Source organism: Westiellopsis prolifica IICB1, assembly GCF_004323185.1.
Taxonomy (GTDB): Bacteria; Cyanobacteriota; Cyanobacteriia; order Cyanobacteriales; family Nostocaceae; genus Pelatocladus; species Pelatocladus prolificus_A.
Genome location: NZ_NAPS01000002.1, coordinates 2,604,076 through 2,617,574 on the forward strand (window position 1 = coordinate 2,604,076; position 13,499 = coordinate 2,617,574).

Sequence of the window (13,499 nt, forward strand, 5' to 3'; positions counted from 1 at the left end):
GAGTCTTTTACACTCGTCGTTGAGTCTTTTACACTCGTCGTTGAGTCTTTTACACTCGTCGTTGAGTGTTTGATACTCGTCGTTGAGTGTTTGAAATAGTAAATTTTAAGTAGGGGGAGTTGGGGTAATCAAACGCCTGTGGAGAAACTTTAAAAGACTTGTGTGTACACTGTAGCTGGGGTTGGGGGGAAACCTTCCACCGTAGTGGCTCCGGGAGCATCCCAAATGTTTAAAAAACCCGCCTGCGATTGAAATCGCAGTCTCATAGTCAAAGTCTGCTTTAAGCAGACTAGTTGATTTGATGAAGTCGTATTCATACGACTTGTGCTATTAGCTAAGGGTTTAAACCCTTAGAACCCAAGCGCGGTATATTAGACCTCTTGCAAAAGTCGAATTAACCGCCCTCAATCCCCCCGTGAACGAGGGGAAGATTTAGTTCCCTCCCAGTTTACGCTTAGGGTTAGGGTGGGGTAAAAATATTTTTGCAAGAGGTCTATTGAAAAAATTGGGATGCTCCCGTGGCTCCAAAATCGAAAATCCAAAATCCAAAATCGGATGACTTTTTCTTCACTCATTGGACAACCACAAGCAATAGAATTACTGACGCAAGCTGTAGTAAATAACCGAGTTGCTCCGGCTTATTTGTTCGCTGGCCCGGATGGTGTGGGGCGCAGTTTAGCAGCACGCTGCTTTATGGAGTTTTTATTTACCAATGCTCAACCAGATAATACTGGTGTCATTCGTACTAAATTGCAAAAAGCAAATCATCCTGATGTCCTATGGGTGCAGCCAACCTACCAGTACCAAGGACAGCGTTTGACAGCCGCAGAAGCAGCCGAAAAAGGACTCAAGCGCAAAGCACCACCAGTGATTCGTTTAGAACAAATTCGTGAGATTACTGAATTTCTCTCCCGTCCACCTTTGGAAGCACCAAGACATGTAGTCGTGGTGGAACAATCAGAAACAATGGCAGAAGCAGCTGCTAACGCCCTACTTAAAACTTTAGAAGAACCAGGACAAGCAACACTGATTTTAATTGCTCCTTCGCCAGAGTCAATCTTACCAACATTAGTTTCACGCTGCCAACGTATTCCCTTTTATCGCTTAGATACAGCGACAATGGCTGAGATATTAACACGCACAGGTAATCAGGAAATTCTCCAACATCCTGCGGTTTTGAGTATTGCTGGTGGTAGTCCTGGAGAAGCGATCGCAGCTTATCAACAACTACAAGCTATTCCTTCAGATTTACTCGAAGCTGTCAGCAAAAAACCACAAAACTATCGCCAAGCCTTAGAATTAGGTAGAAATATTGATAAAGCTTTAGATACAGAAGCCCAACTGTGGTTAGTTGATTATCTCCAACAATTTTACTGGCTCCAGTGGCGTCAACCCCAGATGATCAAACTATTAGAACAAGCTCGTAAATCCTTACTTTGTTACGCCCAGCCCCGCCTTGTTTGGGAATGCACATTTATTCAATTGTGTCGATAATATCTCTTGACATTTTTTGTAAGTTTTGTATATGTATATGCCCAATTTGTATATTTCAATAATTCCAGGACAGGATTTAAGGTGATATCAATTTAAACAGGACTTACGCAAAAATTGCCAAAAAGGTTAATTTATCTAACCGCCAAGACGCCTTAGACGCGCTAGCGGCTACTTTCAGAAGCCACTTCGTGTCTACCGTAAGGTAGAAGCCAAGAATTCGTAGAGTGTGCGTAAGTCCTATTAAAAAAAGAATGCGACAGATAAATTTTGTACCAGACGCGATATATCGCGTCTCATATTCTGAATGTGTTGCAAAAATTTTTTGAATCGAATGATTTTTGAAAATTTGTTATGAAGGAGCAAAGTTTTTCTCTCTGCTCCTTCTCTCTAACTACAATCCAAGAGGTACGTTGAAATCTGCAACAATCCCACTGAGCGAAGCTCCAGCGCAATCTGCATTCGGTCCCATGCCAAATTTAGCAAAGGTTTCCCAGATGGCTTTTCTTACTTTGCCATAATCGCTATCGTTCAAGCGTCCTGATGTATGTAAGTCATCGAGAGCTTTGAGAATTGAGTCACGTTCATCTAAAAAACTGGGATTAGAGGGAGAGAGTTTCAAGCCATCGACAACAATTTGCCAGCCGAGTTGATGACCGAGATCTTGTGATCCTAGTGCAGCTCCAATCTGGCGATTCATCTCCATCAAAGTGGCACACCAAATCTCACCGAGATTGTGTTCTTGAGTGTATCTTCCCTTACCAACCTTGTCAAAATGATCAGGGAAATTACTATCATATTTTAGACCCCGAATACCATTAGGATCATTGACCAACCAGTCTCCTGTTACAACCTTTTCAACTGGCTTGCCAAAATTTTGAATTGTAAGGGCAAAATAATCACTCCAGCCTTCTCCCATGCCTCGGCTTTGAGGTTGTTGGAGTCCTTCGGGACTATTCATTCGACCACCTACTAAACGGTTGGTTACACCGTGAGTAAATTCATGGAAGACGACATCGGCATCAAAAGCAGTGTGCCGTTTATCAGTAGGGGTGATATTTACTGTACCCATATTCATAATGGGTTTGATTCCATCCCGAAGGGTGAGCATATTCGCCGTTCCTCGAACTGCTTTCTGAAAGGCACGAGCATCGACTGGATCACCCGCAACTGGAACTCCACTGAAATTGATCTCTTGAAAATTTCCTACTTCTTCATTAAACCCTAGCAAATAGAAGAAATCATGCATATAGTTGCAGAAGTAGAAAATGTTTAAGATTTTCTGCTCATCTCCTGTAGGGTCACTAGGATTAAACACGATTTTCCCATTTTGCATCTGTCCTTGAAGTTTCTGAATTTCACGTACTCGTCCGGGAAATATTTCTTCCCATAGAGCAGCGATAGTATTATTGCCGACGGACTTGTCGTTAGTACACCAATCACCAGGAAATTCAGGAGGTAGATTGTTAGGTTGGGGAATAGGATAATCATTTAAATTCTGAGGAAAGGGAATCATTTGCCGAGGTGTGGTACGCGGATTTTCTTTGTAAACATTGCCCTCTCCCAGAGCCGTTCGCATTAAGCTTTGACAGTAGAGAATTTCTGATTCAGTACGATCCGCTGAGACAATGAGTTCGTATTGATCTTGATAATTCGGTAAAGTAATTTGCAGATACCATCCGAGGCGCGTCTCAGGATTTTGGTAAAACAGAACCAGATGAGCGGAAATCAATTCAGCAAAAGGCCCATTATCCAAAACCGTGGGTTTGCTCGGCAAGGGAAAAGTAACGAGTACTCGCGGAACATAATCAGATATATCAATGCGGATTGGCGTCATTGACTGTCCCCAACCATCAGTCATTGCCTCTGCTTCGTTGCTATTAGCCACATACTGAGCGGCGGCTATTACTGCTTGGGTAACATGAATTTGTGGTGCAATATTAATTTCGGGCGGGAGATTAACGTTGTTTCCTACTACGTCGCTAATTGCGTTGGCAGGGGAGAAACGAACGGTGCGAACCATTTGAAAGACGGGAATGCCACGATAGGTTTGTTGTAAGTGAACGGCTTTACTTTGGGAACTACTGGTTTCAATTGTAGGATCTGGGATGAATTCAACTGGTTCACCAGGGGTAAATCCTAAGGCGGCACTGGTTTGAGTCACAAAGCTTAAGGCTTGGTCAATCAGCGATCCTGCTGTCCTTGGCGCATTGCTTGACAAGAGACTATTGGGAGTACCTGTGAGCGAATTTAAGGCAGGAACACTAACCGTATGGGTTCCGGGCAACTGATTGGAGACAAAAGAAGCAGCCCGACTGAGTTCATTCATCCGAGCTTCAGTCGCACGATTGGTAGTGAAGTTACGAGTGTCGATCGCAGCTACCATTTGTACACCTCATTATTTAGATAATTTAGTGATGAGAAAGGGAAGTTAAAAAAACAAAAACGAAACTTAGGTTGTAATAACTTGCTAAGATCTGTCAAAATTAAGCATTTGCAGTCACCCATGTGGCGGCGGCAATAAGGCGGGCAATATCAGCAGCGTAGTCAAAATCTACGAAGGTATCCCGATCTTTGTGATAATTGGGATTTGCCTCAGCCACTGGAGAACTAGGTTCTGGACCGATGAAAAAATCCTCAGAAGTTACACAAGCAGCATAGCCACGTTCATGAAAGCTAGCATGATCGCTTCTTCCAGCAGCGGGGTCTGGCTGTATATAAATTTGAGGGAGTTCCAAATTAGAAGATACTTGGGGAATCAGGCGCTTCATTCGTTCTGCAAGTACCAGAGAGCGAGATTGCACATCCGCTGAAGGTATATAGCCAACATGAACCTCAAAGGAACGGGGAGGGGCGACATTGTAGCCAATCATATCCATCTGATAAACGCCAATGATAGGAGCCGCTAACCTTGCTTGAGTTCGCGCGTAAGCTTTGCTACCTACTAAACCGTGTTCTTCAGCGTTAAAAAGAACAAATCGAATCGTTCTTTTGGGAGGTTTAATAGCAGTCATTTGTTTGATAAAATCAGCGATCGCCAAAACAGCAGCAACACCACTAGCATCATCATCTGCACCAGGGGCGGGATCTCGCTGAGGATGGTAATCACCACGAGGGTGGCTCGAAGCAGCCGTAGAATCTAAGTGAGCAGTGACTAAAACTATTTCTTCTGATTCACTACCTTGTAGTTCTGCTTCAACATTATCCAACTCGCGTCCTTCATGGACAAATCGATCCATTCTGATGCGGAATTGACCGCCACCGATTTTTTCCAGGTCTTTTGCTAAAGCTGCGGTGACTAGACCAATATCTGAACTGTGTATATGTCGGCTTTTAATTTTAATTCCTGTTGATTCATCAAGTGGTTTTATTCCTGCATATCTTTCCAGATATTCACGAATTGAATCTGGGGTAATTGTTTTAAGCTTTTCTAGTTCAATCTCATTCAAAGATGGTTCTACTGTGGGTGCTTGGAGAAAGCCTGCGGTTCTAGCATTGTTACCTTCTCCAAACGGTTCGAGTAAATTAAGATCGGGTAACAGCTTGAGATTATGTCCGTGATATGCTTCTTCAAAATGATACTCTTCCACAGAGCGATCGCCTGGTAAGGCAACATAAATTCCTTCAAAGGAAGAAGCTAAAACCCATTTAGACTCTTGATCACCAACAAAAAAGCTACTAGATTGCCCTTGAGGGTTGAGAAAACCAGTGCTAGTTTGCCGATCATCCCGTAGCAGATACACTTCTGTTGTCAGAGGATCGCCCTCGCTACCCAGCAAATCGACTTGAAATCCTAGATCAATTAGAGTCGGGATAGATGAGGTTGTAGCGATCGCATACACTTGATTCCCCTTTTCTCCAGTCACATATAAGGGAACGACTGATAAACCTCTAATAGCCGATCTCCATGCATTGTCACTTTGCTCTGCTGAAACAGTTACACGAATATATCTCAAACGGCTGCCTTCTAACACATCCCAAACTAGAATTGGATGCGGTGTTACGCGCCAACCGACATCATGAGCGGCTTTACGTTCTTTACTATCTTCTCCTACAAACAAACAATTCTTAGGCTTCTCAGCATAGCCTGCTCTTTCGGCTGCTAGACGAAATATTTCTGGAGAAGGTTTTCTGACACCAACCACTGAGCTATAAATGAGTAAGTTTGGCTCAAAAAAGCTATAAATTTTAGCTTCTTCAAGTACTCTTCTCATATCATGTTCTGTTTCATTACCAGTATTAGATATGATGCCTATTTTGACACCGTTATCTTTTAAGCGCTGAAGGACATTTGGTATGTATGGATAAATATCTAGTCCTTCTAAACGGGAAGGAGGAGGTGATATCTTCGGAGTCCCTAAAGTATCACCAATATCAAAAAAAACTATTGATGTTCTGCTCCCATTCATTGTTAATCCTCTTACCTAAAATCAGATTAAGAAACTAAATCAATTCACCTCGATTCACCTGCCTCTATGTTTGTCTTCAGCAATAGGTTTCAAAGTTAGATCTCACACACATGCCTTGCTGCCTAACTAATTATTCATGGGATTAACAGTTTCCACATATGCAAAAAAATTGAATTTAGAGACAAAACTTTACATTAATAGATAATTAATATATGACCTTAACCAAATCAACAATTACAGATGAGCAGTTCGTCAAAGTACGTTGTGGTACTGATGGTAAAACTTACTACTTTGAAGCTACAGGTTCGATGTATGCTCAACCTTTAGATCAGGATGAACCAATTCATTTGTTTGACTTTTTAGGTGTGGACATTTCCCGTTGTATTCAAGACAAAGTTAACTCGCGCTGGACTTTGGTAAGTCGTAAATTTTCGCTTTATCTTGACCCTCAAAGTGGTCAAATTTTGAAGCAATGGGAAAATCCCTGGACAGGTGAAACTCTAAATATTATGCATCGCTCTTATGATTACCAGGAGTTTCAGATTCCACCCCAGATTAACGCTTATATTGCTCCAGAAATATCCTTTGTTTCACTGGATTTTAACAAGAAGCTTCCTAATCCACTCGCCAAAAATCCTAAGTTTACCGATTATTCACCAGAAGAATTTCTACGTTCCTCAGACTCTTACAAATTTATTTTTCCTACAGCTATATTGGATGAAAAAGGGGAAAATTCTCAAAGCGATCGCGCCGTTGCGATGTCTTATTACCGTATGGGTCCTTGGGAACCATGGATGAAAATGAAAGGAAAACCAGGGTTATTAGTACTAAATTATACAGGCGCTAAAACAGAAACTTTTGAAGATTTACATCCACATATTAAGGAAAAAATTGAACATCGCCTACCACTATTTCGTGAAGCTCCTATTTGTAGATTAGAACGTTCGATTGGGACAAGTTGGAGCCGATTTGAAGAAGAATTTGATGCATATCTCCGAGGTGAAGAGTTTCCCCTATCAGCTCCTATAAAAGAAGAACCTTGCTTAGAGTAAGGTTAAAGAAGCGATCGCTTTGACTTGAATTTAGCCATTTTTTGAGTTTCTACAATGCAGTAAAGAATAATTCGTAAGTTCAAAGCTATTACTAGCAAGCACTTCACGCACTTGACCACTTAACAGAGCAGCAAGTTCTGCTTCCCCTGCTGTTGGTGGACCATTCAGAGGTTCACCACTCATTGCGATCGCTGGATGACAATAAATTTCTACTACATCTGACCGAATTTGAGGTATTAAGTTAAGCAAGTATTTCTCTGTAACACAACCAGTTTGCAGCAATCCGTAAACTCGTTCTGTGAAGTTAATATTTTGAGATTTCAACAAATTTTCACCGTAGCAGCGCAGTCTACCAAATACTCCTGACCAAACTAGCTTAGTCAGCAAATTACTAGATTCTAGCTTGAGATTCAGTCCCAGTTCTTCAGATGGTAAACGAATGGCTTTGATGTCAAACTCTGCTGCCAGTTCAACTAGAATACGGAGTATCACTGGATGCATATGCATATGTAAATGTCCATCCACATGGGAAAGAGGTAAACCAGTAGAGCAGAATTTTTCCAGTTGGGAACGGATTTCTTGTCGCAGTTCAGAGCGAGTTTCTCTGATAAATTGATAACGCAACCCAGCCATTAATGAACTGTTGGAAAAATTACCTTGTTGGTCAACCAAATGGGGAATTTGCTCTGGTGGTAAGGCGGATTTTCCACATACCAATACTAGATGTAAACCAACTGACAAATTAGGATGTGTGCGTGCCAAAGAAACAGCCTCCTTGGCAGCATCAGCAGTTACCATTAGGCTGGTACTAGTTAGTACACCTTCTTCATGAGCCTTGATAATTGCTTGATTAACGCCACTAGAAAAACCGAAATCATCACCATTGATAATGGCGAATCTTTTCTGCATAGATTCTTTTTTTGTTATTCACTATAAATAGTAGTCTGCCACAAAGATTTTGACAGGCTAAAGGATTTCGTAGTAAGGACTTTAGTCCTTTCTTGAGGACTAAAGTCCTCACTACAAACTCAGTATTTTTCAGCAGTGACTTCCTCTTTCTTAGATTGATTTTGCAACCAAGCGTATAGTCTATTTAAAGCATTAACAAACGCCTGCGCCGATGCCACAATAATATCCGTATTTGCGGCATGACCAGAGAAAACTCTATCTTCATATCGTAGGCGAATAGTTACTTCTCCTATGGCGTCTATTCCAGCAGTGACTGATTGCACAGAAAACTCTATTAATTGGTTAGGTACATTAACAACACGGTTAATGGCTTTATAGACTGCATCCACAGGGCCTGTACCAATCGCAGCATCGATTAATTCTTCACCTTCTGGGTTACGCAGGGTGACTGTCGCTGTGGGTTTAGCGTTGCTACCACAAGAAACTTGCACTAACTCTAACTTAAATAAATCTGGAGCTTGTTGAATTTCATCATTAACAATAGCTTCCAAATCCCAATCTGTAATTTCTTTCTTTTTATCTGCGACTTCTTTGAATCTGACGAATGCTTTGTTTAATTCTGTTTCTGTTGGTTCATAACCTAATTCTCGCAGACGTGTGCGGAAAGCATTTCTACCAGAATGTTTACCCAAAACAATTTGGTTTTCTGTCAAACCAATTAATTGAGCATCCATAATTTCATAGGTGAGCTTGTTTTTCAGCACACCATCTTGATGAATTCCTGATTCGTGAGCGAAAGCATTTGCACCAACAATTGCTTTGTTTGGTTGCACCAGCATTCCTGTTAAATTAGAAACCATGCGCGAGGTTCTATAAATCTGCTTGGTGTCGATATTTGTGAGTGGTTCTTCAGATTCTGCTGGACGTCCTAAGAAAGAATTAAAATATTGTCGCCGCACATGTAACGCCATTACCAATTCTTCTAGTGCTGCGTTTCCGGCTCTTTCTCCAATACCATTAATGGTACATTCTAACTGTCTAGCCCCATTCTTTACTGCTTCTAAGAAGTTGGCTACAGCTAAACCTAAATCATTATGTCCGTGAACAGAAATAATTGCTTGATCAATATTGGGAACGTTTTCTTTAATTCCTTTGATTAATCCTCCAAATTCAGTTGGAGTTGTGTAACCAACGGTATCGGGGATATTAACAGTTGTTGCACCGGCCGCGATCGCTCTTTCTAAAACTTCATAGAGAAATTCTGGATCGGAACGTCCTGCATCTTCCGGAGAAAATTCTATATCATCAGTAAAGCTTTTGGCATAAGCAACCATTTCTTCTGCGATCGCTAATACCTCTTGTCTGGTTTTTTTCAGCTTGTATTTGAGGTGAATATCAGAAGTAGCTAAAAAAGTATGAATTCTCTTTTTTGCCGCTGGTTGAATTGCTTGGGCTGCTGCTTTAATATCATCTTGTCTTGCTCTTGCCAAACTACAAATTACAGGCCCATTTTCTGTCCCCACAATTTGGGCAATTTTATTAACTGCTGCAAAATCCCCAGGACTTGCAAAGGCAAAACCAGCCTCAATTACATCCACACCTAGACGGGCTAATTGCTTGGCAATAGTGAGTTTTTCATCAATATTTAAAGTTGCACCCGGACACTGTTCGCCATCTCTAAGAGTGGTGTCAAAAATAATAATTTTTTCTGGTTGGTTTTTCATTGGCTGCTAGTTGTTTAGAATTTACTTGTGGCTTAAAATACCTTAAAACTTAATTTTTTTGCTTTTATAATTTGTAAATAGATGTCAAACTTATAATGCATCAACTTTTTCTATTTGGTCACGAATATCATTTAAATCTATATATCTGTCCGTAGCATTGCGTAATTCCCTGGCTATCATTCCTTCTGTTGATACAACTGTAATATGAGTATTTTTAGAACGTAATAATTCAATTGCTCTTTCAAAATCTCCATCTCCACTAAATAACACTACTCGGTCATATTGGTCTACTGTGTTAAACATATCTACAACTATTTCTATATCTAAATTAGCTTTTTGTGAATAACGACCAGAAGAGTCATCATAATATTCTTTGAGAACTTTAGTTCTTACTGTATATCCTAAACTAATTAGAGCATCTCTGAAACCTCGCTGATCTTGTTGGTCTTTTAAGCCAGTGTACCAGAATGCATTTATTAAGGTTGTGTCTGACTGCTCATGTCTGAAGTATTCTAATACTCGCCGTGGATCAAAAAACCAGCCATTTTTTTGTTGAGCATAGAACATATTATTTCCGTCTACAAAAATAGACAGACGATTCATAGAGGAACCCATAATAAAGTTACACCTAAGAAGATAGATAAAGTAGAATTTAGATTGAACAATAGATTATAGCAATTATAAAATCACAAATTTGCTATTATCTATAAATTATAATGTCATATATAAGTTATATTTAACCCCTCTTAAAGTATAAAATTGCTGAAAACATAGTTATTAACGTTAACCGAGTGCTTAACATTTTTTACACTTGGCACTGTTAATTGCACCCTATAGGCAAAATCTACCAATAAAATTGACTTAAGTAAGAACTTATAACGACTGTATATCAATTAAGTTTACTCCTAAAATGGTGTAATCTAGGCTGAGTGTAAGGTTGAGGTTGAGAATATTTCTTTGGACAGAGCAAGGACTGCACACAATACGAGATTGCTTTTCAGTAAAGCCTTTAAACTGAGAATACTTCTTCGGCTAGAGCAATGATTTCACTCTTACACACAGTTCATACACTCGATTGGGGATCAACTTCTGTGGAAGTGTATCCTTTAGAAGGAATAGCCGCTGATTCTATAGCAGCAATATTTCTGTGCAACCCATGTCTTGTTGGAAAAATAACTCTAAAAGGCTAAGTTAAGTCAAAATTCACGTATTGTCTAGCTAATATGTCAAATATTTTCGTATTCACGAGTAATGGAACTTTGGTAAGAAATAAAGGTTAGTTTACAAATGTATAAGATTGTCATTTAAGCCAGATTTTAAGTTTATTGTTCTAAAAGAGTGTGTAAATAAATAAAATCACAGTAAATCAATGAGCAAGAGGATATGGCAGAAGAACCTATATATACATTAACTAAAAAAGATGTCTCAGCTGCCAATCAAACCTCAAGTAAATCAACAAAAGCAACTTTAACAACATCAGTACGTCAGACAAAGCTGATGAAGCGTTTAGGTAATTTACTTGCTGGTAGTTGGGTATGTGGAGCAGCACTGCTGAGTGCTTACAGTCTCGGCTGGGTAAAATTACTAGAGAATCAAGCATATTCTGTTTTTTTTATTCTCCGAGGCTCCGTAGTTCCAACACAAGACATTGTAATTTTGGCAATTGACGAACAATCGATATCGGTACCAGGACAATATTACAAAACAGATCCGCAAGCCTATGCTTACTTAGAGCCACTGCAAGTTTTTCCCTATCGACGTGTAGCATATGCTCAAGTAATCGAAAAGCTAGCGCAAGCAGGGGCGCGTCATATAGCGGTAGATTTGTTATTTGATTTACCAAGTAATAATCAAAACGATCGCAAATTGCAGGCTGTTTTGCAGCGTTATGGAAGCAAAGTATCCTTAGCCGCAATTTACGAAAATACAGAAACTCATCAAGGGGTTTTTTGGCAACTCACCCAACCTCACCAGATGTTTCGTAAAGGTTCGGTGTCAATTGGTTCGGTGAATTTTCCCAAAGAAGTAGATGATAAAGTCCACCGTTTAGCGAGCGAGTTTCCCAAGTTATTAGAGGCGCAAGAAGGTTTTGTTACTACAGATAAAATTCCCTCTTTTGGCGAAGCAGTTTTAAGGTCTGCCCAAATTAATTATCCCCGACCAAAAGGCGATCGCATATATTTTTATGGCAGTGCGGGTACATTTGAGACATATCCATTTTGGCACGTACTTGATCCAGAAAATTGGAATACTTATTTACAACAAGGAAAGGTATTCAAAGACAAAATAGTCCTGATTGGAGTCACATCCCAAGCGTCAAAAGATTATTATTTAGTACCTGCGGCTTCTAGCTGGCTGTATCCAGAACCCATGTCAGGAGTGGAAATTCATGCCAATGCGATCGCAACTTTGATGGAAGGAAAAAGCATTGCCCAAGCCATAAAAACTCCACCTTTACGTGGTTTATTTGTATTTAGTTTAGTGGGGATATGTGCAGTAGTTATTGGTAAAACAAAGCGCGTAGTCAGGAAATTTATCTATAGTGTCATTTTGGCTATTAGTTGGGGTGGAATTAGTTATATACTATTCATCTATGGTCAGTTAATTGTTCCTGCTGCCATTCCGATGATTGCGATCGCTGCAATTGGATTATCTTATTTGGTAACAGAAGCAGCGAAAGAAGTTTTCCGAAAACATCAGTTATTAGTTATTTTTAATAAATACAAATCTTCTCCCGTTGTCCAAGAAATTATCAGCCAACAAGATGATTTGCAAGACCTACTTCAAGAACTAGACATAGCGTTATCAGGGAAAATTTTGGGCGGACGTTATAAAATTGTCAAAGTACTTGGTGCAGGAGGATTCAGCGAAACCTATATAGCAGAAGATATCCAACTACCAGGTAATCCTTTATGTGTTGTCAAGCAACTAAAACCAGCGACTCATAAACCGGAACAATTGGCGGTTGCTAGACGACTATTTAATGCAGAAGCTCAAACATTACAAAAATTGGGAACATACAAGCAAATACCCCAACTTTTAGCTTATTTTGAACAAGAAGAAGAATTTTATTTAGTTCAAGAATACATTGATGGTCATGCTTTAAGTCAAGAAATGCCACCAGGTAAACAACTTGCAGAAGCCGAAGTGATCGAGATTGTGCGAGAATTATTGCAAATATTGATATTTGTCCATCAAAATGGTGTAATTCACCGAGATATCAAACCCAGCAATATTATCCGCCGAGAATCAGATAACAAGCTGATACTTATTGACTTTGGTGCTGTTAAAGAAGTAACTACACAAATTTTGGGTAGTCAAGAACAAACTGCCTTTACAATTGGCATTGGTACTAAGGGTTATGCACCCACTGAGCAATGTTTTGGCCGTCCGCAATATAATAGTGACATTTATGCAATTGGCATGATTGGGATTAAAGGGCTAACTGGTATCCCTCCTCACGAACTGCAAAAAGATGCTGACGGTGAGTTGCAATGGATGCACAAAGCAAAAGTTAGTCCTGCTTTGGCTGAAATTATTTCAAAAATGGTGCAAGAAGACTTTCAACACCGTTATCAATCTGCATCAGAACCAATACAAGCACTCAACGCCCTAATTAGTTATGAAAACACATATACTTTATCCAGCGATAATTCATTATCGAGTTCCCTTTCTTTGAAAGAATCAGACATTCTGACGACACCTTGGTTCGACGAATCCCTAGAAGATACTTTAGTACAACAAAAAAGAGAAGAAGGGACAACAGACAAAAGCTGACTTGGCGAATTTAGATTTTGGATTCAAGAAAAAATCTGAAATTCAAAATAGACCGGGAAAAGCTAAAGGGGTAAAGGGAAAAATCATCCCTTTACCCCATTAAATTTTTCTGGTGCTTATATGAAACCACCCTTGGT

8 protein-coding genes are annotated in these 13,499 nt (G+C 39.9%); 3 read left to right on the forward strand and 5 right to left on the reverse strand.

What is annotated here, in order from left to right; all coding sequences use genetic code 11:
• Nucleotides 1–555: 555 nt before the first annotated feature.
• Nucleotides 556–1,494 carry a DNA polymerase III subunit delta' gene (gene holB, locus B4U84_RS25535; protein ID WP_131120954.1) on the forward strand — a complete coding sequence of 313 codons (939 nt, stop codon included), beginning with the start codon at nucleotides 556–558 and terminating at the stop codon, nucleotides 1,492–1,494.
• Nucleotides 1,495–1,885: 391 nt separating this feature from the next.
• Here the strand turns inward: holB and B4U84_RS25540 are convergent, their stop codons facing one another.
• Entirely contained in the window at nucleotides 1,886–3,877 is a 1,992-nt protein-coding gene (locus B4U84_RS25540; RefSeq protein ID WP_131120955.1) for a M36 family metallopeptidase, read from the reverse strand.
• A gap of 100 nt (nucleotides 3,878–3,977) precedes the next feature.
• Complete coding sequence (locus B4U84_RS25545; RefSeq protein ID WP_131120956.1) at nucleotides 3,978–5,900, reverse strand: M28 family peptidase; 1,923 nt, start codon at nucleotides 5,898–5,900, stop codon at nucleotides 3,978–3,980.
• 212 nt (nucleotides 5,901–6,112) lie between these two features.
• Between B4U84_RS25545 and B4U84_RS25550 the strand changes: the two genes are divergently transcribed.
• Complete coding sequence (locus B4U84_RS25550; RefSeq protein WP_131120957.1) at nucleotides 6,113–6,952, forward strand: DUF1838 family protein; 840 nt, start codon at nucleotides 6,113–6,115, stop codon at nucleotides 6,950–6,952.
• Between the two features lie 30 nt (nucleotides 6,953–6,982).
• On the opposite strand, the gene hpnK is transcribed toward B4U84_RS25550, so the two are convergent.
• The 3 genes from hpnK to B4U84_RS25565 form a co-directional block, all read right to left on the reverse strand.
• Nucleotides 6,983–7,861, reverse strand: coding sequence for a hopanoid biosynthesis-associated protein HpnK (gene hpnK, locus B4U84_RS25555; RefSeq protein ID WP_131120958.1), 879 nt, complete (start codon nucleotides 7,859–7,861; stop codon nucleotides 6,983–6,985).
• A 119-nt stretch (nucleotides 7,862–7,980) separates the two neighbouring features.
• Nucleotides 7,981–9,585, reverse strand: a complete 1,605-nt coding sequence (locus tag B4U84_RS25560; protein ID WP_131120959.1) for a 2-isopropylmalate synthase — start codon at nucleotides 9,583–9,585, stop codon at nucleotides 7,981–7,983.
• A gap of 90 nt (nucleotides 9,586–9,675) precedes the next feature.
• Nucleotides 9,676–10,200, reverse strand: coding sequence for a LabA-like NYN domain-containing protein (locus B4U84_RS25565; protein ID WP_026082023.1), 525 nt, complete (start codon nucleotides 10,198–10,200; stop codon nucleotides 9,676–9,678).
• 768 nt (nucleotides 10,201–10,968) lie between these two features.
• Here B4U84_RS25565 and B4U84_RS25570 point away from each other — a divergent pair.
• Entirely contained in the window at nucleotides 10,969–13,362 is a 2,394-nt protein-coding gene (locus B4U84_RS25570; protein ID WP_131120960.1) for a CHASE2 domain-containing serine/threonine-protein kinase, read from the forward strand.
• Nucleotides 13,363–13,499 lie beyond the last annotated feature (137 nt).